This is a genomic window from Anaeromicrobium sediminis, assembly GCF_002270055.1.
Lineage (GTDB): Bacteria > Bacillota > Clostridia > Peptostreptococcales > Thermotaleaceae > Anaeromicrobium > Anaeromicrobium sediminis.
Genome location: NZ_NIBG01000011.1, coordinates 48,577 through 71,186, shown reverse-complemented (window position 1 = coordinate 71,186; position 22,610 = coordinate 48,577). Strand labels below are relative to the sequence as shown.

General features: G+C 29.9%; 20 protein-coding genes. 1 reads left to right on the top strand and 19 read right to left on the bottom strand.

The annotated features are described in order from the left end of the window. From CCE28_RS13095 to CCE28_RS13045, 11 genes are all read right to left on the bottom strand, one after another. A complete protein-coding gene (locus CCE28_RS13095) occupies positions 1–1,371 on the bottom strand; it encodes a UDP-N-acetylmuramoyl-tripeptide--D-alanyl-D-alanine ligase (RefSeq protein WP_095134179.1) in 1,371 nt (456 codons plus the stop codon). Then, positions 1,372–2,829 carry a UDP-N-acetylmuramoyl-L-alanyl-D-glutamate--2,6-diaminopimelate ligase gene (locus CCE28_RS13090; RefSeq protein WP_095134178.1) on the bottom strand — a complete coding sequence of 486 codons (1,458 nt, stop codon included), beginning with the start codon at positions 2,827–2,829 and terminating at the stop codon, positions 1,372–1,374. It abuts the gene before it with no gap. Between the two features lie 235 nt (positions 2,830–3,064). Beyond that, positions 3,065–5,053: a stage V sporulation protein D gene (locus tag CCE28_RS13085; protein ID WP_095134177.1), complete on the bottom strand. Its 1,989-nt coding sequence runs from the start codon at positions 5,051–5,053 to the stop codon at positions 3,065–3,067. A 17-nt stretch (positions 5,054–5,070) separates the two neighbouring features. Beyond that, complete coding sequence (locus CCE28_RS13080) at positions 5,071–5,577, bottom strand: septum formation initiator family protein (protein WP_176461822.1); 507 nt, start codon at positions 5,575–5,577, stop codon at positions 5,071–5,073. 29 nt (positions 5,578–5,606) lie between these two features. Beyond that, entirely contained in the window at positions 5,607–6,542 is a 936-nt protein-coding gene (gene rsmH, locus CCE28_RS13075) for a 16S rRNA (cytosine(1402)-N(4))-methyltransferase RsmH (protein WP_095134175.1), read from the bottom strand. A gap of 59 nt (positions 6,543–6,601) precedes the next feature. Continuing rightward, on the bottom strand, positions 6,602–7,033 hold the full coding sequence (gene mraZ, locus CCE28_RS13070; RefSeq protein WP_095134257.1) for a division/cell wall cluster transcriptional repressor MraZ: 432 nt from the start codon (positions 7,031–7,033) through the stop codon (positions 6,602–6,604). Positions 7,034–7,445: 412 nt separating this feature from the next. Further along, positions 7,446–7,577, bottom strand: coding sequence for an aspartyl-phosphate phosphatase Spo0E family protein (locus tag CCE28_RS13065; protein WP_095134174.1), 132 nt, complete (start codon positions 7,575–7,577; stop codon positions 7,446–7,448). A 136-nt stretch (positions 7,578–7,713) separates the two neighbouring features. Next, a complete protein-coding gene (gene lgt / locus CCE28_RS13060) occupies positions 7,714–8,454 on the bottom strand; it encodes a prolipoprotein diacylglyceryl transferase (RefSeq protein ID WP_095134173.1) in 741 nt (246 codons plus the stop codon). Between the two features lie 89 nt (positions 8,455–8,543). Next, complete coding sequence (yfmH, locus tag CCE28_RS13055) at positions 8,544–9,827, bottom strand: EF-P 5-aminopentanol modification-associated protein YfmH (RefSeq protein ID WP_095134172.1); 1,284 nt, start codon at positions 9,825–9,827, stop codon at positions 8,544–8,546. Continuing rightward, on the bottom strand, positions 9,827–11,104 hold the full coding sequence (gene yfmF, locus CCE28_RS13050) for an EF-P 5-aminopentanol modification-associated protein YfmF (RefSeq protein ID WP_095134171.1): 1,278 nt from the start codon (positions 11,102–11,104) through the stop codon (positions 9,827–9,829). The genes yfmH and yfmF overlap by 1 nt, the downstream gene beginning before the upstream one ends. Before the next feature lie 77 nt (positions 11,105–11,181). Further along, a complete protein-coding gene (locus tag CCE28_RS13045) occupies positions 11,182–12,357 on the bottom strand; it encodes a hypothetical protein (protein WP_095134170.1) in 1,176 nt (391 codons plus the stop codon). 138 nt (positions 12,358–12,495) lie between these two features. On the opposite strand from CCE28_RS13045, the gene ychF reads away from it, so the two are divergent. Continuing rightward, on the top strand, positions 12,496–13,587 hold the full coding sequence (ychF, locus tag CCE28_RS13040; RefSeq protein ID WP_095134169.1) for a redox-regulated ATPase YchF: 1,092 nt from the start codon (positions 12,496–12,498) through the stop codon (positions 13,585–13,587). A gap of 415 nt (positions 13,588–14,002) precedes the next feature. Here ychF and CCE28_RS13035 read toward each other — a convergent pair whose 3' ends face one another. The 8 genes from CCE28_RS13035 to CCE28_RS13000 all read right to left on the bottom strand — a co-directional run bounded on the left by CCE28_RS13035 (position 14,003) and on the right by CCE28_RS13000 (position 22,509). Continuing rightward, positions 14,003–14,182 (bottom strand): hypothetical protein, encoded by a 180-nt coding sequence (locus CCE28_RS13035; protein WP_095134168.1) that lies wholly within the window; start codon positions 14,180–14,182, stop codon positions 14,003–14,005. Positions 14,183–14,427: 245 nt separating this feature from the next. After that, entirely contained in the window at positions 14,428–16,011 is a 1,584-nt protein-coding gene (locus tag CCE28_RS13030) for a zinc ribbon domain-containing protein (RefSeq protein ID WP_176461821.1), read from the bottom strand. Between the two features lie 88 nt (positions 16,012–16,099). Next, on the bottom strand, positions 16,100–18,355 hold the full coding sequence (locus CCE28_RS13025; protein WP_095134166.1) for a WG repeat-containing protein: 2,256 nt from the start codon (positions 18,353–18,355) through the stop codon (positions 16,100–16,102). A gap of 35 nt (positions 18,356–18,390) precedes the next feature. Continuing rightward, positions 18,391–19,623 (bottom strand): tetratricopeptide repeat protein, encoded by a 1,233-nt coding sequence (locus tag CCE28_RS13020; protein ID WP_095134165.1) that lies wholly within the window; start codon positions 19,621–19,623, stop codon positions 18,391–18,393. A gap of 28 nt (positions 19,624–19,651) precedes the next feature. Continuing rightward, positions 19,652–19,873 (bottom strand): hypothetical protein, encoded by a 222-nt coding sequence (locus CCE28_RS13015; RefSeq protein ID WP_095134164.1) that lies wholly within the window; start codon positions 19,871–19,873, stop codon positions 19,652–19,654. Positions 19,874–20,111: 238 nt separating this feature from the next. Continuing rightward, entirely contained in the window at positions 20,112–20,468 is a 357-nt protein-coding gene (locus tag CCE28_RS13010; RefSeq protein WP_176461820.1) for a BrxA family protein, read from the bottom strand. A gap of 568 nt (positions 20,469–21,036) precedes the next feature. Further along, positions 21,037–21,801 (bottom strand): SDR family oxidoreductase, encoded by a 765-nt coding sequence (locus tag CCE28_RS13005; protein ID WP_095134162.1) that lies wholly within the window; start codon positions 21,799–21,801, stop codon positions 21,037–21,039. Between the two features lie 93 nt (positions 21,802–21,894). Next, complete coding sequence (locus CCE28_RS13000) at positions 21,895–22,509, bottom strand: Crp/Fnr family transcriptional regulator (RefSeq protein ID WP_095134161.1); 615 nt, start codon at positions 22,507–22,509, stop codon at positions 21,895–21,897. Positions 22,510–22,610: the final 101 nt, after the last annotated feature.

Sequence of the window (22,610 nt, the reverse complement as noted above, 5' to 3'; positions counted from 1 at the left end):
TTATCTCCTCTCTTGCAGGTATTTTACTAGTTCTTCCATCTTCATTCCCCTAGAACCTTTAATTAGGAAAGTGTCATCTTCCTTCACAAAGTCTTTTAAAAACTTTATTACTTCCTGATTAGTTTTAAAGAAGAAAGTTCTGTTGCTATCCATTCCATTTCCCATAGCTCCAGTTTTATAATGGAGTGCGTCATTTCCAACGGCTATTAATATATCTATGTTCTCTTCGCTTACCCTATGCCCTATATTATAGTGGGCGTTCTTAGCATATTCTCCCATCTCTAGCATATCTCCTAGTATGGCAATTTTTCTATTCTTTCCAATATTTTTAAGTACATTAATTCCAGCTTCCATCGAATCTGGACTTGCGTTATATGTGTCATCTATAATTAGAATTTCACCATTTTCTTTTATATTTAATCTCATCTTTCCACTTTCAAATTCAGAAATGGCTTCTTTTATTTTGTCCATAGGCACATTTCCTATAATTCCTACCATTATTCCATTAAGGGCATTGTATACATTATGTATTCCAGCCACATTTAATCTGAATTCATAGTCTTTATCCTCATATGTCACATTAAATATGATTCCATCCTTGTGTAAGTCCTTTTTTATTTCTCCTTTAAGCTGGGATTTTGGGTTTAACCCAACTTTTACAACATTATATTTTTCTCCTTTTTCCTCACATAGGAATTTATCATCACCATTTAATATTAAGGTATTATTTTCATTAAAATAATTCTTAATTTCCATTTTGGCCCTACATATGTTTTCTTGTGATCCTAATCTTTCTATGTGTGACAAACCCACATTAGTTATAACGCCTATATGGGGCCTTACTATATTTGCTAATAAATCTATTTCATCAAATCCACTCATACCCATTTCAAGTATGCAAGCTTCATAGGTACTGTCTAATTCAAATACAGTTTTAGGAAGTCCTATATGATTATTGAAGTTTCCCTTATTCTTTAATACTTTATACTTTTTACTAAGAACATTGTATATCATATCTTTAGTAGTAGTCTTGCCTGTACTACCTGTTACAGCCACCTTTAAAATATCAAATTTCGAAATGTAATACTTGGCAATTTGTTGCATGGCCTTAAGTGTATCTTCTACTTTAATTATAGTTACTCCTTCTATGTGATTTTCATACTCACTTACTAATAAGGTTTTTGCCCCTTTATTAACTGCTGGTTTTAAAAATTTATGTCCATCAAAATTTTCACCAATTAAGGCTATGAACATGTCATTCTCTTTTATATCTCTAGAGTCAGTAGATATTCTTCTGATTTCTTCCTCTGTATTGCCTTTAATTAATTGACCATTAGTACATTTAACTATTTCACCTATACTAATTTCCATCTACATTTCCCCCTCAATAATGGCCTTAGCCACTAATCTGTCATCAAAATCTATAGTCTTATCCCCTAATATTTGATAAGTCTCATGACCTTTTCCAGCTATTAAAACTACGTCATCCTTCTTTGCCATTTTAATAGCCTCCCTTATTCCTTCTTTTCTGTCTACTATTTTTTTATATTCACAATTAGTCTCAATAATTCCTTTTTCTATATGATCTAAAATACTATTTGGTTCTTCACTTCTTGGATTATCACTTGTTATAACCACGTAATCAGATAATTTTCCTGCTATGTTCCCCATCATAGGTCTTTTCGTCCTATCTCTATCACCACCACAACCAAATACAGTTATTATCTTTCCTTTGCTAAACTCTTTAGCTGTCATCAAGGCATTCTCTAAAGAATCTGGTGTATGGGAGTAATCTACAATCACATTGTATCCTTTAGAATTTTCTACTTTCTCAAATCTACCTGAAACCCCTTTATTATTCTCTAGACCCTCTTTAATATCCTTAAAGGAATATCCTAAAATATAAGCTGCACTAGCTGCTGCTAATCCATTATATATGGAAAATTTACCAGGTGTATTTAATTTAATCTCTCCACTGAATTTAGGGGTAACTAATGTGAAACTAGCACCCTTTGGGGTTATACTCATATTTTCAGCTTTTATATCACATTCATTATCTATTCCATATGTAATAGTTTCAATATGAGTAGATTCTAATTCTTCTACTAATTTTTTTCCATAAGGGTCATCCACATTTATTATATTTGCTTTGTTAGTCATGAAAAACAATTTTTTCTTAGCTTCATAATAATTATTCATATCTTCGTGATAATCTAAATGATCCTTCGTTAAATTGGTAAATATACCTATAGAAAAATTAATACTGTCAACTCTATTTAACTCTATTGAATGGGATGAAACCTCCATAATAGCCACATCCACATCCGCATTTTTCATTTCTTTAAACATTTTTTGTAATTCAAATGCTTCTGGTGTAGTGTTATTGGCTTTATACTCCCTATTTAATATCTTATGACATATAGTTCCTATAATTCCAGATTTTACATTTTTATTATCTAAAATACTATTAATCAAATAGGTAATAGTAGTTTTACCATTAGTTCCTGTAATACCTATGACTTCCATTTGGTTAGTTGGGTTCCCATAAAAGTTAGCTCCAATTCTTGCCATAGCCTTTCTTGAATTAGAAACTTTAACTAAGGTTACCCCTTCTAAATTCACTTCGTCTTCTACAACAAGGGCTTTAGCCCCTTTTTTTATAACCGAATCTATGTATTTGTGTCCATCTACCTTAAAGCCTTTGACACACACAAACAAATCTCCTTCTTTTATATTTCTAGAGTCATAACAAATATTGTTTATTTCCACATTTAAGTCTCCACTTGTATCTATTACATCTATTTCATTAATTATATCTTTTAATTTCATAAACTACACCCCTCATGGAAATTCTTTTTTATGGCCTTAAAGGCATTTAATCTTAGTATTATAGACCTCAAACTATAATTATAAACAAAACTCACGAAAAGGCAACTTAATCCAAAGTGATATAACTTCGACTTAAGTTGCCTTGATTATTTTTCATTTATTCTAATTATAACACAATTTATCTATATTTTAGATTTAGATTGTTAACAAATCTAGTATTTGCCTAAGATTTAAGTTATTCCTTCTTTAAATATAATATTATAACTGAATTCTCCAACACCTTAGCTCCAGGCTTTGGAAACTGATCTATGATTGTAATATCAGAATTTTCTACATTCATAGGTTCTGTTTCATATCTTAGATTGTTTTTACTTAAAATTTGAGCAGCTTCCTTTAATGGAAGGTTTCTTATTTCTGGTACGGACACTTCTGCCTTTTCGTATTCTTTAACTTCTTCCTCATTAAATTGAGGCTCTACTTCAAGATATCTAAGGGAATCCTTTAATATTTCCCCTACAGCTGGTGCTGCAGTTAAACTACCAAATCTAACCCCTTGGGGTTCATCTACTACTACTAAAACAGCTAACTTTGGATCATTGGCAGGAGCTAACGATATAAAGGATGAATAAGTTTTTCCCTTTGCATACCTTCCATCAATTACTTTATCTGCCGTTCCAGTCTTTCCACCTACTCTATAACCTGGTATATAGGCCTTCTTACCAGATCCATCAGAAACAACACTCTCCATTATGGTGCTTAGTTCCTTAGCTGTTTTTTCAGATATTACTTGTCTAACCATATTAGGTTCATATCTATGTATGACATTTCCCTCATCATCAACTAATTCTTTTACTATTCTAGGTTTCATGAGTTTACCATCATTTCCAACAGCTGAAATGGCACTTATTAATTGAAGTGGAGTTACTGATATCCCTTGGCCGTATGACATGGTTGCAAGTTCAACCGGTCCTATTATATTTTTATTTTGTATTATCGCTCTTCCTTCCCCTGGCAAATCAATACCTGTAGTATTAGTAAATCCAAAAGCATCTAAGTACTCGTAGTATTTTTCTATTCCTAGCCTTTGACCTACCTCTACAAAGACGGGGTTGCAAGAATTTTGTACTCCTTCTGTAAAGGATTGATGTCCATGAGGTCTATAATATCTCCAACATTTTAGTCTTTGTCCAGCTACAACAATATATCCTGGAGAGTGAAAAGATGAATCAGGTGCCACTACTCCCTCCTCTAGTCCAGCTGCTGAAGTTATGAGTTTGAAGGTGGATCCAGGTTCGTACGTATCACTAATTATTGGATTTCTCCACATCTTATTCCAAATTTTTGACTTTTCCTTATTATCAGCCACATCATACTCCCTTTTAAGATTTTCGTCTAATGGAGTTCTTGCATCATTAGGGTCATAATCCGGTTTAACTGACATGGCCAATACATCTCCTGTTTTAGGATCCATAACTATACCAAATACTCTTTTAGCCTTGGTAGCAGCCAATGTGTTACTAAGGGCCTTTTCAGTAAAATGCTGAATTATTTCATCTATGGTTAACACCACATTCAATCCATTTTCAGCTTCATAATACTTATCCGTCCCATAATAAAGTTGTCTTCCTGCTGCATCCGTATTTTTTATCCAACGACCAGGTAGACCACTTAAATATTTATCATATTTAAGTTCCACTCCCGATAGGCCCATATTGTCATCTGTAGTATGACCTATCACATGGGATGCAAAATTTCCAAAGGGATAATATCTTCTATTGTCTTCTGCTATGGATATACCCTTTAGCCCTTCTTTTCTTATACTATCTGCCGTTTCTTTTTCTATCCATTTTTTAACTTTTACTAAACTTGTATTCTTTCTAGTGACTTTTTTCCTTATGTCTTCTTCATTTTCACCAAGGATTTCAGCCAACTTAGCTACAGTATCATCAGCTTTACCCGATTTAGTTACTTCAGTTGGCCTTGCCCACACAGTATAAGTGCTTGCACTTATAGCTAATTCTTTTCCATTTCTATCATAGATTATTCCCCTTTTAGCAGGAATAGGAATATCTCTAGTTTGTTGTACTTGGGCCATTTCTCTATACTTTTCACCTTTTACAATTTGAATCCACCCAAGGCGAAATACTAGTAGAAGTAAAGCTATGCTAGATAAAAACAATAATAAGACTAGTCTTTTTTTGTTTGTAATGCTGGGTATTGCCAATTTAAGTTTCCCCCCTACTAAATATTAAAATTGCCTTTTATACTAGTTATCATTTTGCCCATGGTCCCTTTAACAACATCCATAAAGCTAGTTTCTTCTACAATCTTAGTATCTTGCTTCAAATTTCTTTTCAAATCAAAATCATCCACTTCTAAAAATACCATTTGCCTTTTCTCCGGGTATTGCATCCCTAAAGTAGTATTGGCTTTTTCTTCTATCAAATCACTTCTCTTTACCTTATCAATTTCAACCTTTAGTCTATTTATTTCAGATTGAGCTTTTTTTGATTCCTTAGCTAAATTATTCACTTCGTACTTTAATTTGCTGATTTCTGCATAACCTGCTAGTATTCCCACGCAAAAAGTTGCCGTAATCAAAAGAGTGACTATAGTTTGTACTTTATAAAAAAATAACTTATCACCTTTTTTATTTTTTCTATTTGTTTTATTCTCTATTTGTTTCTTTTCTTCCCTTTCAGGAATATTCTCCTCATAATAACTATACTTACGTTTTGCTACTAACAACTTATTCACCCTCTTTATTATTTAGAACATTAAAGTTTTTGCGCTACTCTTAATTTAGCACTTCTTGAACGTGGGTTTACATCAATTTCTTCCTTTGACGGCAATATAGGCTTTTTAGTTATTCTTTTTACCTTAGCTTTACCTCCACACATACACATGGGAAATTCAGGCGGACAAGTGCATGCAATACTTAATTCTTTAAAAGTGTTTTTAACTATTCTATCCTCTAACGAGTGGAATGTTATGATAGAAAGTCTACCACCTTTATTTAATTTTTCTACGGCATCCTTTATGGTATTTTCTATAATTCCTAATTCATTATTCACTTCGATTCTTATGGCTTGGAAAGTTCTCTTAGCCGGATGTGGCCCTTCTCTTCTAGCTGCAGCTGGAATTGCTTTTTTTATAACTTCTACAAGTTCTAGGGTTGTATCTATATTTTTCTCTTGTCTCTCTTCCACTATGAATTTGGCAATTCTTTTGGCCCATCTATCTTCACCATACTCTTTTATAATTCTAAATATTTCTGATTCATCATATTCATTTACTACATTCCATGCAGTGAATCCAATATCCCTGTTCATTCTCATATCAAGGGCTGCATCCTGTTGATAAGAAAATCCTCTTTCTCCCTCATCTAACTGATATGAAGATACTCCTAAATCTAGAATCATTCCATCTATTCCATCTATTTCAAGTTCCTCTAACACATTTTTAATATTAGAAAAATTACTATGTACAAAAATTTTATTGTTTTCATATGCTTCTAATCTCTTAGATGCAGATTTTAAAGCGTCTTTATCCTGGTCTATGCCAATCAAAGTTCCCTCTTTAGATAATTGCTCACATATATATGAAGAATGTCCACCTCCACCTAAGGTACCATCCACATATATACCATTTGGTTTAATTTTCAAATTATCTACTGTTTCCTTTAGTAGTACAGACACATGCTTGAATTCCAAAAGTATCACCTGCTTTCATTGCTTTTATAATTATTATCTCCCATTGTCTATTCTTTTATTTAAATTCCTAGTTCTACCATTTTCTCTGCTATTGCATCGTAACTTAGCTCGTCGCTATCATTATATCTGTCCCATTCTTCCTTACTCCAAATTTCCACTCTTGTAGAAACTCCTATTGTTACAACTTCTTTGTCAATTTTAGCGTGCTGTCTTAAGTTAGCTGGTAAGTTAATTCTCCCCTGCTTGTCCAAACTACATTCAGTAGCTCCAGAGAAAAATAATCTTACAAATGCTCTCGCGTCTCTACTTGTTAAAGGTAGAGTTCTTAATTTTTCTTCAAATCGCTTCCACTCATTTTGGGGGTACACAAATAAACAGTTATCAAGTCCCTTTGTAACTATAAAAGAATCTCCAAGTTCATCTCTGAACTTAGAAGGAACTATAATTCTGCCCTTTGAGTCAATTGTATGAAAATGTTCACCTATAAACACATTTCCACCCCTCTTTTGGGAAACTCCTCCACTGTGCACCACTTTTTACCACTTTATAATTAATTCTATCATAAAAAGCAAATTCCTTCTATTAAATATAAATATTTTTCACATAAAAAATACATAGAAAAGAAATACTACAATTCCCTGTCTATGCATTGCAAAATCTTACATTCAGCTTTTATTTTTTTTATATTTCCTCCTCCACTTATGTGTCTTTTATTAGAAATATAGGTATTTAGTCTCCCCTTTAGTTTCTTTATAGTGAAAATCTCCTCCACTTCTCTCCCCCCTATGAAAATCCTTTATTTTCAACTTTTTCTACTATAGTGTGGAGGAAAGTGGGGTAAGAAAACAAAAAAGTAAAAAAGTCTTTAAGAATTAATCTTAAAGACTTTATAATCTATGTAATCTATTTTCTGTAATATGAAACTATCAATTTATCTAAGTCTGTACTGGCTTTGTAAATTTCGTCATAACTCGACTTATTTTCAATTAAATTATATAGTTTATATCTTAAATTCTCAATATCACGCTTTGACATTATATTTCCTCCCTGATTTCAACAGAAATTTTGTGGTTTTTTCGTGATAAAAAGTGGCGTAAGAACATGATATTACAAATTACATATAATGTCAATTTAATCTGAGAATTTTTTTACCATTTTTTTCATTTTTCTTTTATATCTTATCATTATGTTTCTTTTTTCTTCCTAAATAGACTAAAAACAAGGAAATAAGTATTGCGCCAACACTTATTAGTTGAGCAACTCTCATGCCTGCAAACATTAAGCTATCAGTCCTTAACCCCTCTATAAAGAATCTTGCTACAGAATATAACATTAAGTAAAAAAGAAATAATTCCCCGTCGAATTTTTTCCTTTTGTCATACCAAAGCAAAACTCCAAATACCATGAAGTTCCATAAGGATTCGTATAAGAATGTAGGATGAACTTTTACTCCATCTACTACTATTCCCCAAGGTAAGTCTGTGGGTCCACCATATGCTTCTTGGTTGACAAAATTTCCCCATCTTCCTATGGCTTGTCCTAAAATCAAACTTGGTGCACATATATCCGCCATTTTAGGAAAGGATATATTTTTACTTTTACAAAATATATAAGCTACTAATGCTCCTCCTATTACACCTCCGTGTATGGCGAGACCACCTTGTCTTACATTTATTATCTTATAAAAATCTCCTGCGTAATATTCCCAATTAAATATTACATAATAGACTCTTGCCCCTACTATTGCGGCAGGAACTGCAAATAGCAACATATCTAATATATTCTCTTCATTAATACCAACCCTTTTAGCACGCTTAATTGCTACTAGTGTTCCTAAAAGTATTCCTGAGGCTATTAAAATACCATACCACCTAATACCTATCCCAAATGCATAAAAAGCTACTGGATCCATAAGTGTCACCCCTTACATTAAAATTTGGTTGTCAGAATTTCTGACAACCATCTACTTAATTATAATCAATTGTAAATCTATTTACAAATTTACTTTGGACTAACTATAGATAAAGCACTAGTCTCTTCTTTTATATGATCTTTAAATCTTTCATTAACATGATTAAAGTCAATTCCGTCTAATACTTCCACATAATCGAATATATTCATATTCTTAAACTTATAAGCAATAAATGTGGTTGCTATATTATCTACAGAATTATATGAGCTTAGATGCTTTCCTAATAACTTTTTCTTAACCCTTTCAAAACTTTTCTCACAAAGGCCTTCTTTTTTTATTTTTTCCACATGCTCCATAATTTTATCCTTAACTAATTTAGGATCCTTTGATTCTCCACCTACCATAGAATGGCCATAATCAATGTCTCCTGTATAATCAGCCTCAAAAGAATCATTAATAAGTCCCTCTTCATATAATTTAGAATATAGTTCAGAACTTTTTCCAAATAGCATATCTAATAAAATCTTTGTACTTATTTCTTTTTTAAGAAGTTCTTTTCCATCTGTGCCCACACGCGAATCTTTAAAACATACATTAAATAATGGAATAGATACATCTAATTTTTCCTCTACAATCTTTTTAACAACACTATTTGGTTCATTAGGATAAATCCTCTTTATTTCTCCTAAAGTATGTTCTTCCTTCAAATTGTCTTCTATAGTTTTAAATACCTTCTCTTCCTCAAGATCACCTACTACAAAAACAACCATATTGTTTAAATTATAAAAAGTATTATAACACTTATATAAATCTTCTTTAGTTATTTTAGTAATACTCTCCACAGTTCCAGCTATGTCTATTTTTACTGGATGATTATGATACATGGCACGTAGGGCATTAAAAAATACTTTCCAACCAGAATTGTCATCATACATACGTATCTCTTGAGATATGATTCCCTTCTCCTTTTCCACATTTTCATCAGTAAAATATGGATTTTGAACAAAATTCATAAGAAGTTCTAAGTTTTCATAGAATCTATCTGTGCATGAAAATAAATAACAAGTTGAGGTAAAGTTTGTATATGCGTTAACACTTGAACCTAGTTCTGAAAACTTATCAAATATACTTCCTTCCTTTTCCTCAAAGAGTTTGTGCTCAAGAAAATGAGCTATACCATCGGGTACATGGGTCTCTTCACTTTCCCCTGGAATTATAAATTTACTATCGTTAGAACCGTATTTAGTAGCAAAGATGGCATATTGCTTACTATATCCCGTCTTTGGCATATAATAAACTTCTAATCCACAGTCTAACTTTTTATAAGACATACTCTCTTTTAATATGGAACTTTGTATGATTTTATTCTCCATTATTTAACCTCCCCTTTGTTTTTAAGGAAGTATATAGTATCTAGCTTAATCTTATTTGCCACCTCAATTATTTCTTCCTTAGTTACTCTTCTTATTTTTTCAATAATCTCTTCAATAGAATCATCAGTCTTACTTATAGACTGAGTATAATAAAAGTCAGAAAGCATTCCCGCACTATCCGTCATAGACCTGACAGAAGTAATAATGGAATTCTTAGCACTTATAATATCTTCCTCATTAAAATCTCCATTTTTCATACTATCTATTTGCTCTTCAATTACTTCAAGGGCCTTTTCATATTTGTCAAATTCAATACCCGATGCTATAAACATTAAGGATTTAAACTTTTCTATTCTAGAAAAAACATAATAGCATAGACTTTCTCTTTCACGTACATTTTTAAACAACTTAGAATTTACTCCACCACCTAATATGGATGAATAAACTACTAATGGATTATATAACTTATCCTCATAGGCCACATTAGTTTTATAACCTAGGGTTAATTTACCTTGGTTTATATCCATTTCCTCTGTTACTATTTCTACATTTTCCTTTGCACCACTTATTTTTTCTCTCTTTACAGGAACTACGTTATCTATATTAAACTTTAGATTTTCTTCTATAGTTTTTTTAATTTCGTCTCTTTTAACATCTCCTACTACACATATGTCTATTTCAGAAGATTTAATTATATCCTTATAGTGACTATAAAGTTCCTCGGATGTAATATTAGATACATCCTCAATATTCCCATACTCACTAAGTGCAAAGGGTTCTCCCTTACACATTTCTTCTATACATCTATCATAAGCATATCTCATCTTATCATTTTTCTGTGCTTCAATACGCTCTATTAAATTTTTCTTTTCTTGTTCTACATACTCCTCATTAAATTTATCATTTTCTACTAGAGGATTATTAATAAAATCATTTAATATGTTAAGACCCTTTTTAAGTACATCATCATCCTTAACATACATATCATTCACCATTTGAAAAGCAATTCTAATAATATTTTTTTCACCTTTTTTAGCCGTATCCCATATAAAGGCTGCCCCATACAAATTTTCAAGTTCTTCTGATAATACCTTTGTATTAGGATAATTTTTACTACCTCTACCTAGTACCATGGTAAGCAAAGCATTTTTACTCACTTCTTCTTGTCTTAAAGGTCTTTTTAGAAAAACATTGATGAGATTAGTTTTAAATTTCCTAGTTTTAATAATATGTAAATTTACATTTTTATCTATAGTGCTTTTGTATAAATTTGGCAAATATACCCCTCCTTAATAAGTCCTACTATATAGTATTATATTTAAAATTTACCAGTATATCCATATATATTCATAATTTAATTCCATTTTTCAACATTAATTGACCTTATTTTAAATTCTATGGCTTCTACTAATAAATCATCTTCACCCCAACCTTTAATATATAGAACTTCAATATCTTCCATATTCTTAGCATCCTCTACAATTTTATGAACTATATATTGATTAGTAATAGTATCTACAATATCTCCAGTATTTACAATAAATATTTTTTCTATTCCATATTGTTGAAGTTGGATTAATAATTTTTCCATATGTTCTTCATTAGGATAGTCGAAATCATATAAAATCTTTCGTTCATCATAACCTAAATCTACTAGTCCTTTTTTTATTTTCTCCACAAAGGCTTCTTCTTCTTTTATACTTCTATGTTCTACAAATTTATTTTCCAAGTTTTTAGACGCTTCTCCTATTAAAATTATTCCTATTTTATTCTTGTCTAATCCCTCTTGTCTATTATTAATACTTCTAATAATACTTGAAACTACATTTTTACTTGAATAAAGAGGTTTAGCAAACTTAAACTGACACTCCTTATAATAGGCCTTTTTCATAGATATATGATTAATTGTATTATAATAGACCTTTGACTCAGTTAGTGCTATGGGAACTACGATTATTCTCTTATAGTTATTTTTAAATATTTTCTTATTAATTATATCTTCGTAATAGGGAATGCTTTTAGAATAGCCTAAAAACACATCATATCCTTCCCCTAATTTATTTACTAATTTTAAATATATATTATTACAAATCTGTTCATAATTACTATTTCCCATGTGTTCGTATATTCTCTTTGTCTTATATAGTTTAATAGGTGTGGTAAGTATAGGTTTAAATCTTTTATTTCCTTTTATATTTTTTAAAAGTATAGGCAAATTATATTTTTTAGGCTCACCTTCAAAAATTACTAATACGGCTGTTTCTTCCTTATATTTAAAAGTTCCTCTTATAGTTTCTCCTCTACCATCATATTCTAAGTAAAAGGAACAATAGCTGGTAATAATAAAGCCACAAATAATACACACTATCAAATATATAGCATTTTTTATTTTAATTTTCCCCATATTTTTTATTAATAAAAACATATTTATAGTAAAAAAAATAATAAAATATCTTTCAACAATACCAAAGGATTCCATAACTCCTACTATAACTATTCCAAGGATAAAGGCCAAAATATATTTAAACATATTACACCCCCTACTTTATTTATATTTAAACTATTGTCTTAATATGATTTTATAGTTGTTGAACTAGGCTTTTATATGGGTTATAATCTAATTTGTATGAATATGTCGTAGAACGATTTTGAAAGGAAGATAAATAGAATGAAATTAGGTATAGTTGGTTTACCAAACGTAGGTAAAAGTACATTATTTAACGCAGTAACTAAGGCAGGAGCAGAATCTGCAAATTACCCATTCTGTACAATAGATCCTAATGTGGGAGTTGTTTCAGTACCAGATGAAAGACTAGACGTACTTAGAGAAATATATGATTCTAAAAAATTAGTTCCTACTGCAATTGAATTTTATGATATTGCTGGACTTGTAAAGGGAGCATCTAAAGGGGAAGGTCTTGGAAACAAATTCTTGTCTCACATTAGAGAAGTAGAAGCTATAGTACATGTAGTAAGATGTTTTGAAGATCCTAACGTAGTCCACGTAGATGGTTCTGTAGGACCACTTAGAGATATTGAGACTATCAATCTTGAATTAATATTCTCAGATATTGAGATTATAGATAGAAGACTTATGAAAGCTAAAAAACTTTTAAAGTCAGATAAGTCATTAAAGGCTGAAGTTGAATTATTAGAAAGAATTAAAGAAGTATTAGAAAATGGACAATCAGCTCGTGTACTTGATTTAACAGATGATGAAAAGGAAATGGTTAAAGGATTTAACCTTCTATCATATAAACCTATTATTTATGTATCTAACGTATCTGAAGATGATTTAATCTCAGGTGAAGAAAACGACATGGTTAAAGAAGTTAAGGAACATGCTAAAACTGAAGATGCAGAAGTAGTTATAGTATGTGCTAAGATAGAAGAAGAGATTTCTCAACTTGAAGATGATGAAAAGGCTGAGTTCTTAGAAGAACTAGGATTATCAGAATCAGGACTTGATAGACTTATACAAGCCGGATACAGATTATTAGGACTTATGAGTTTCTTAACAGCTGGGCCTCAAGAAGTTCGTGCTTGGACTATTAAGATAGGTACTAAGGCACCTCAAGCAGCAGGAAAGATCCACACTGATATGGAAAGAGGATTTATCCGTGCAGAGACTATCGCCTTTAACGATTTAGTCGAAACAGGTTCTATGGCAGCTGCTAAGGAAAAGGGATTAGTTAGACTTGAAGGTAAGGATTATGTAGTTAAAGACGGGGATGTAATAATCTTTAGATTTAACGTGTAAACAAAAACGTCCACAACTTTTAATAACTAATCTCTGTAATGCCCTTAAACGCAAGGGTTTGAGCTATTAGTTAGTAATATACTGTCATAATTAAAACAGTAATTACTGCAATTTTACTGCAAATAGATAAAACACCTCTGATATCTCATTCAGAGGTGTCTTTTATTTGAATAATACATTTAGTTTTTGAATTGCTTCTTCTTTCTTATCTTAGGTCTACAATAAGCTTGTCTCCTTTGTACAGATTATAACCATCAGCATGATAAGTTCCATTAGGTGCTTTGAAAGCTACTACTGTTAGAGCTAGTTTAGTAATTTTTTTCATGGAATCACTCCTCCTATACTATGTTTAGACATATACATTTTGTGTCTAATCAATAGTTATTTTATTTTTTATTTGAGATAGTCTTCTCCATCAATTATTTTGCTTTTTTCTTATATCTGTTTCCCAAGAAACTCCCGATTGATATTTTGACCTAAAAGTAATTTCATATTCGTCTACTTCAAAACAAGTGTAGTATACATCATCCATTACGTCATCAAAGCCTCTATAACTAGATTCTCCTAAAATCTTTTCTATTTCATCAAAAGTCATTTCTTTCTTGATTTGATTATTATTGATATTTATGTTATCAAATGTAATTATAATAAGTCTAGGTAGCCATAGAAATTTATGATGATTTTTTTAGTTATATAGGCTTTGCATTCAATCTCATCTAAACCAAATTTAGCGACATTAACTTCAATCAAAATATCTTATCCAACAATCATTGAAACTCTTTCTATTCAAATTAAAATAACACTTATTTAAGTTTCAGTTAACCTGTGATTTTATGCATTTCAATTATCTTGTTTCTCTATCAATACCTTTTTAGAAACACCATCTTCAGCATCAGAATAAAAAGTAAGTAGAACATCATCTATTTGATAACATATATCCCATTCCTGAATAATTCCATCAAAACCTTCAGTTGTTGGTTCTCCTAAAATACTTTTAATTTCAGAGAATTTCATTCCAATTTGAACCCCATTAACATTCCCACTTAAACACTCTATACGAATCACCTTATTATTTCTAATCCAAAAGGATATCTGAGAATCATAATACTCCCAAATTTCACCAATATGAGAATATACAGATTCATAATTAGTTCCGAATAAATCAAGAATATCTTCTTTAGTTAATCCTAAATAATTGAAAATATTGCCATCTGAATCTATAAGTTCATTACCTTTAGAATTTAAACTTTCATTCCCTAAATCAAATACTTCATATTCATGAGTATAAAGATATTCTAATCCATTTCCTTTATCTATATATAAATCTCTAGTCTGAGTGTTAACATAGTACGTACCTTCGCTTGTCGTTCTAGTTCTAATTGATCCTGTTTCATCTGTAAATGAATATGTAAATGTTAATGGAATTCTATAGTATTCTTCATTATTAATATTTTCTATCGTAATCTCTTCTTCAGAAGGTCTATTTACTGTCATATCTTCTACGCATTTAGCATTCATTAAAATCTGAATTGCTTCTTCTTTACTAATTATTTTATTTATTTTAGCATTTTCATTAGAATTTAAACTATCATTCTCATCCCTCTTAAATACAGCTGAAGAATCATTATGACTAAGTGCAAAAGTATTATCATCTTCAAAATAAAATTTATCTTTTATTTCTATACGTTCTACTACTATTTCTCCATCTACTTTTGTAGGGTAAAAGTTTATAGTATTTGAGTCTTCTATTAAATATTTTCCACTCATACTTCTATTTTTTTTAGGGTAAGTCATTTCAAATTTTGTATCATTTCCAAATCTAATATATCCAATATTTCCTTCTTCATCTTGTCCTACCCAATTTCCTAAAAATTTTTGTTCAGCAGAACTACAAGCTATTTCTTCTGGTAATTCTTTAAATGTAAATCTAGCAAAATTCTGTGATAAGATTCCACTTCCAATAGCTATAATTACTATTGCTATTACTGAAAATAAAAGTATTTTTCTCCTCCATTTTTTGTCCTTTATTTTTTCAACATCATTAGCATTTTTAGTTTCATAACTATTTCTAGAATAGTCTTTTTTTTCATCCTGTTTATCTTTTGTCTTGATAACTACCAACCTTGCTAAAATCATTAAAACAATTCCTATAAACATCCTTAATATATGAGTTCCATTAACCGAGTTATGCGGTCCTGAACTATTTATCCAATTTCCAATTATCATTAGAAATCCATAAACACCAAATATATAAGCACTCACTCTTAAAACTTTTATTCTAATATTCTTAAAATTTTTATTCTCTATAGTCTTAGTTTCTTCATTAAAACTTCTTTTCTCTTTATTTTCAACTGCTGAATATCCACATGATGAACAAAACTTATCATTTTCTTCTATTTCATGACCGCAATTTTTACAATGCAATTTTCTTCTCCTCCTATAACCAAACATACTCCCATAATTATTTGTAAAATCTTATAAAGTATTTAATATCTTCTTATCTATATAGCTCTTAATTTTCTAAAATATCATATATTTCATCATAAAAATTATCACCTTTTTCGCTTATACCTAATACCCAGCCTTTATTTTTAATATTAAGCATCATATGAATGTTATTATATCCATTAATATTAACCGGTAATATGGAAGTAGTTCCATTATGAGGTATAATATATTTCATATTACTAAACCAATCTTCACCAAAATTCATGTTGATATCTTCTAAATATTGTTTTCCTTCTTTAATAAACACTTCATAATCCTTATGATAATTTTCACATAGTTCCTCTAAATCGTTAAATTCTCCTTTATAATCCATTAGTTTTATGAAAAGTTCAATATCTTTATCATGTATAGATTTATATAATTTTTTTAATGCGAACTCTGGTGTATCCTCATCTTTAATATAATCATTATCAATAATCATAAAATCTTCATAGTTTGTAAAATCATTAAACAGCAATTCATACACTTCAAAAATCAGCTCAGGAGAATAAATAACCCAACCTCTATCATCTAGATTTATAACACGTATATATTCTCTATCTGTACCAACAAAATTATCTGAGCATGGTCTAAAGTCAATTTGAGTAGTTGCGCCCCTTGCGTTAACTGGCACAAAATAAACAGTTGATAAATACTCGTTTGCACTGTCTATAACTTCCTGGTTAGATATTCCTAAAATCACTTTTACTTCTTCAATAAATTCATCATAGTCTACACCATATTTTTCACATGTATTTCTCAAATTTTGAAATTCACCAAATAAATCAATACCTTTTAAAAATTTTTCTACATCTTGTTCAATGTATATATTAAAGCATTTATTTAAGGGTTCTTTAGCTTCTTCAATAATTTCATTATATTTATTCATATAAATAATTGTTGATTCTGAATTAAACTGATTTGTATAAGTATAATCTTTTTTAATATTTTCAGACCAAATACATTTACCTTTCTTATTTATATATCCATATTTTCTACTGGTATAAGATCCATTTGTTTTTAATCCATCCATTGGTACATAAGCTAACCCATTTCTAAATCTATACATATTAGAAACTAACCAACTATCTCCATGTGTTAAAAAGTTTAGTTCTATTGGAATTTCTGGTTTAATTACAATTTTACCTTCATTATTTATAAATCCTAACTTATGATCTTTTGTATGATGCTCTATACCTTCATACTCATTATTTGAAAATGCAGCCATTCCATCAGAAAAATCAAATACATAGTTAAAACTGTTAGGAATAACTAATAAACCATTTTTATTTATAAAACCCCATTTACCATTCATTTTCACAGCTGCTAGACCTTCTGAAAATCCTCTTCCTTCTTCAAATTGAGGATCAATAACTATTTTACCAGTTTTATCAATATATCCATATTTGTCACCTAATTTTATTAGTGCTAATCCCTCAGAAAAATTTGAATATATCACATAATCTTTTTTAAATCCAAGATGATCATTACCGTTTTTATCAATAAATTTATTTGCAACAAGTGGAAGATAGTCTTCCTCAAATTTAGTAATAGTTGCTAGCCTTTGTAGCCCTTTAATTTTAATTTCACCTTTTTTATCTATGAACCCATAATTCGGAAGTTTATCTAATGAACTATCTTCAAAATACGCCAATCCTTCTGAAAAATTATCTACTCTATGAAATTCATGTTCAAAAACAATTTCTCCTTTTTTGTTTATAAACGCTTTCTTACTACCAATAATTACAGAAGCAAGTCCATTATAGAAATTTCTAGCTTCATCATAAATCGGTTTTATAGCAAACTCTCCTTTTTTATTAATAAAACCATATTTAATATTTTCCCCTTCTTTTATTCCTACGCATGATAAACCTTCATGAAAATCATAATCATCATTATGTCGTCCAGTTAAGTCACTAAAATCATAAAATTTAGGTTCAATTACAACTTCTCCATCCTCATCAATATATCCAAACTTATCATTTATATATATCGGAAATAAGTTTTGTTCTGATGTATTTAATTGTTCTCCAAATGACTGCTTAAATCCATACTTTTCAACGCTATGAAAAAAAACAACACTCGCTATAACAATTACTGAAAAGATAATTGGTATAGATAAAAATATTTTTGTTTTACGATTATATTTTTTTTGATTTTCTACATTTAAATTTCTATCTTTACTATTTTTTCTTATTGTCTCTTCCTTTTTAGCATGTCCGCATGAAGAACAAAATTCATCTTCTTCACCCATTTTATAACCACAATTTGTACAGAACATCCTTTTCTACCTCCAAATTATTCATGTTCAATTATTTAAGTCAATTTTGTCGAAATATCTTTATAAGTAGAATCTACAGAATATATTTCTTCCCAACAAATTCTTGCATCTTCCATATCTGATTTTTTTTCAAACATTTGCCCTAATAAATATAAATATTCTAATACATCAACTTTATTATCGCACAATAAAAATTGTTTCAAGCAAATTCTATACATACCTTTTTTCATAAAACATATTCCTAAAAGTTTATGAAGATCTGATGTATTAATGCCATAATTATCTTGTGCTGAATTCATAATACTTTGTATTTCTACTATAGCCTTATCTATTTCATTTATTTTCATATATCCTTTCGCCATATTCATTTTTATCAATGAATTCGTTTTATCTATACTTATCCCATATTTATATAACTCAATTTCCTTTTCATACTCTTCTCTTAAATGAAATATTTCACCAACATATAAACGCATGCTATAATTTTCTGGTTCAATTCTAAGGTAATCATTGTAAACTTCCAAAGCTTTTTCACTTTTATCTTTAGCATTTTTTAATGAGATAGCATATATCTTTATCATTTCTATATCACTTAGTTTTTTCTGTAATTTTTCTACATAATGAATAACACTACTATAATCTTGTTTATTAAAATAATATTTACAAATTGCAATAATATAGCTATCATTAATCTCATTTTGGTTTAAAACATCTTTTAGTATTACTATTTTTTCATCATCTAATTTACTTGGATTTATGACAAAGTAATTGGCTAATTCAACATGAATTGTATCTATTATATTTCTAATCTGTGCCTCTGCTCCTATAGAATAGTTTTCTATTTCTCTCATACCAATCAGAAAATTTAATATTTCATCATTTTTAATTCCAACACATATGTATGCACTTGCTAATGTTTCTTTAGCACCCTCCATGTTTATCGTATCTTTTAAGTATGATATTGCCTGCTCATAATTTCCTAAATGAGTATGGCATATACCTAAATTATATTTACATGAATTTGACTGTAATCCTAAATCATACGCTCTCTGAAATTCCTGTAAAGCTTCTTTATACATACTTCTTTGAGCATATCTTATCCCCCCCCAAAAAGCACCTCTCTTGCGTTGTTCTGCTAACCTTTGCTCTTCTTCTTGTTTTTGTCTTGATTTTTCCACAGCTTCATCTATTTTACTTCCTAAATATCTTCCTGTATGAATTGCAAAAAATCTTGTTAAACATCTAATAGCTGTATCAACTAAAGGCATATTCTTTCCTCCTTAATTAAATAATTTATTAGTATAAATTGTCACAAATTTTACCTATAATTAATTTTTCTTTGTCAATATCATTATGATATTCTCTATTATTTTTCTTATTCGGTTCATCTTTGCTATTATCAATTGCCTTCGAATCTTTTTCATTATCTTTTAATTCAATGTCTTGCCTACAACCACAAACCGAACAAAATTTATAAGGTTCTTTTAGGTTATCTCCACATTTTCTACAATAAAACATAAATATCCCTCCAATAAAAATATATATTTTTTAAATTGAGCATTTTGATTATGCTATTTTAGAATTATTTCTAAAGTTATAAACCATATCACATTATTTAAACTATAATATTTTATGGTATTATCTACTTTTAGATTAGCATGACAACTTTAATCCATTCTAAAACCAGACATCCACATAATATTATACACGCATCCATAAATTAAATCCACATTTTACCTATTTGTTGTTTATGGTATCAATCTATAGCGTTATTTTTTATATATTTAATTTTGCTTTTATTAATTTCAATACTTGACTTATTTCTCCTTAAAGCACACTTTAACAAACCCACATTATAAAGACTATTAATATACACCTGTCCTAGCTTTCTAAAAACATATGGCTTCCAACTAGCAACAACAGGGCTTTGTTTTTTCTTTCTTTCAAAGAACTCTGCTATATCAGTCTTTGTAATACTCTTCTCTTTTGCCTTTGACTTTGCCAAATAAACTTCCTTAACAAACTCGCTAAATAGTAAGTTATTCTTCATTACTAGATTTAAAGCTACTATTTTACTTTCTTCCCCATTACCATTAACTAATACATCAGCCATAATATCATCTAAAAATATAATTCTTCTTAAGGTCACTGGTAAAACCTTTTAGCTTGTTTTATAGATTTATAGCCCCATACATTATCTTTGATAACTTTCTCTCTTATTTCTTCATTAGAGAATCCTTTCATTTTGTGGTACATATATTTTCCCTCCTAAAAATAATAGAGACTAGCAAAGCTTTAAACAATGCCAATCCCTTGATTTTACCGTTATTAAGCTGTACTGTATTTTACTGCAAATTTACTGCAATTACGATAATATTAGATTGAACTTCTTAAACCAATTCTGCCATTACTAACTTTTACTTGATCAATAATATAAAAAAACCGTTACAGCCTTTGTAGGATTGTAACGGTTTTTTTATATTATCAATACTCACTTACTGATATTTATAATAAGAATCATAAAGTTACTTTATTTCGTCTTTTCATGTTGTAACATTCCACATTATTTTACTAGAGTTGTAAAAGATGTCTCTTTTATTTCTCAATATTTTTGTTTGACCCTCTTAAGAATTTTCTCTAATATATACCTCATATAACTAAATTTTTATCAGTATTCACTTTTAATACAGCATTTCTTCAACATTCTTTGGTATAGAGCTGCTCAATGTTTCAAATGCTTTTTTAGAATCACTTCTATACATTTTATATATTAATTCAGCTCCCTTTACATGAATCTCATCTTTCCCTTCCATCAAACCTTTAATAGCCAAAGCTGCAGCTTCATCTGGCATAATAGCTCTATCGGATACATCACCCTGTTGAAATGGAGTATTAACCTCGGGATATAGTATTTCTCTAACATGAATACCTCGATCTTTTAGCTGATGTCGCAAGGTTTTTGTCAATGAATGTAGTGCGGCTTTGTTAGAACAATAACTAGCTTTAGTAAATACCGGGACATAAACCAATGCCGATGTAACGTTCACAATAGTTCCCTTACTTTTCTCAAGAAGAGGTTGAAATAATTTTGCCATTAGTATAGGTACTTTTTGATTAATCTCATAATCATCATCCATATATCTTTCAAGCTGCTCCATATCTTCCATGTTAAAAAGATATCTATTGGCACTCCCTGCATTATTGATTAGCATATCCAGTTGTCCAAACTGGTCATTGATTTTGTTAAACAGAGCTATTCTATCCTTAGAATCTGTAACATCACATACATAAGTATGAAGGGAAGGAACTTGTTTTTTTACTAAGTCAAGTTTTTTCTCACTACGGCCACATATAAGAATAGTGTAGCCTAACTTATCCATCTGCTTTGCCATTTCCAATCCTATACCTGAGCTTCCGCCTGTTATTAATACTATATTTTTCTTCATAAAAAAACCTCCTAATCTGTTTTCTTATAGTCTACAGTACAGGAGGATAGTGTTCCTTGACATAGGTCAATTTTATAAATAATTTTTATATATTTAAATTTTTTTCCTAATTCTGCTCAAAGTCTCTGGGGTAATCCTTAGATATGAGGCAATGTGATATTTTTTTATTTCTTTTACTAAGGTAGGATATCTCTTAATAAAATCTAGATAACGTTTGGTTGCGTCATCAAGTAAAAAGGTTTTTTCCCTCAGTTCCTTCATCATATACATCTTCTCCACATACTTAAAAAGAAAAGCATACCATCTAATGTCCCTATCTGCTAAATCTAACAACGCCTTATATTTTAACATCAGTATTTCTGAATCCCTTAAAGCCTCAATCGAATAAAAAGACTCCCTATTTTCAACCATAGCACTATATGACATAGTAAAAATACCTGGTACAGAAAATCCCTTAGTAAAATCGTTTCCCTCTCTATCAACATAATACAGCCTAAATAGACCATTTATATTATAGGCTAGGGAATCTGGTATCTCTCCTGCCCTAACGAAATATTCTCCCTTTTTAACCATTTTATAAGTAGTCAGCCTATAGAGTTCATCAATCATATCCCTTGTCACAGTATGAATATTGTTAAGTCCAATCATCATTCTATTCTTAAAGGCTATATGATCTATATCATTAGCATTATTATTTCCATACTCCATTTTCTAACCTCACTTTATCAATCTATGATACCCAACTAATCTTTTAATCTTACCTAAACCATTGTTCTAGCCCTATTATATCAAATTTCAATATGGGGTCA

What these genes read in the sequence shown, in the direction of transcription:
- CCE28_RS13095 (WP_095134179.1), bottom strand. Translation starts at nt 1,371, where the DNA reads ATGGAAATTAGTATAGGTGAAATAGTTAAATGTACTAATGGTCAATTA.
- CCE28_RS13090 (WP_095134178.1), bottom strand. Translation starts at nt 2,829, where the DNA reads ATGAAATTAAAAGATATAATTAATGAAATAGATGTAATAGATACAAGT.
- CCE28_RS13065 (WP_095134174.1), bottom strand. Translation starts at nt 7,577, where the DNA reads ATGTCAAAGCGTGATATTGAGAATTTAAGATATAAACTATATAATTTA.
- lgt (WP_095134173.1), bottom strand. Translation starts at nt 8,454, where the DNA reads ATGGATCCAGTAGCTTTTTATGCATTTGGGATAGGTATTAGGTGGTAT.
- yfmH (WP_095134172.1), bottom strand. Translation starts at nt 9,827, where the DNA reads ATGGAGAATAAAATCATACAAAGTTCCATATTAAAAGAGAGTATGTCT.
- CCE28_RS13045 (WP_095134170.1), bottom strand. Translation starts at nt 12,357, where the DNA reads ATGTTTAAATATATTTTGGCCTTTATCCTTGGAATAGTTATAGTAGGA.
- ychF (WP_095134169.1), top strand. Translation starts at nt 12,496, where the DNA reads ATGAAATTAGGTATAGTTGGTTTACCAAACGTAGGTAAAAGTACATTA.
- CCE28_RS13035 (WP_095134168.1), bottom strand. Translation starts at nt 14,182, where the DNA reads ATGACTTTTGATGAAATAGAAAAGATTTTAGGAGAATCTAGTTATAGA.
- CCE28_RS13025 (WP_095134166.1), bottom strand. Translation starts at nt 18,355, where the DNA reads ATGTTCTGTACAAATTGTGGTTATAAAATGGGTGAAGAAGATGAATTT.
- CCE28_RS13020 (WP_095134165.1), bottom strand. Translation starts at nt 19,623, where the DNA reads ATGCCTTTAGTTGATACAGCTATTAGATGTTTAACAAGATTTTTTGCA.
- CCE28_RS13015 (WP_095134164.1), bottom strand. Translation starts at nt 19,873, where the DNA reads ATGTTTTATTGTAGAAAATGTGGAGATAACCTAAAAGAACCTTATAAA.
- CCE28_RS13010 (WP_176461820.1), bottom strand. Translation starts at nt 20,468, where the DNA reads ATGGCTGATGTATTAGTTAATGGTAATGGGGAAGAAAGTAAAATAGTA.
- CCE28_RS13005 (WP_095134162.1), bottom strand. Translation starts at nt 21,801, where the DNA reads ATGAAGAAAAATATAGTATTAATAACAGGCGGAAGCTCAGGTATAGGA.
- CCE28_RS13000 (WP_095134161.1), bottom strand. Translation starts at nt 22,509, where the DNA reads ATGGAGTATGGAAATAATAATGCTAATGATATAGATCATATAGCCTTT.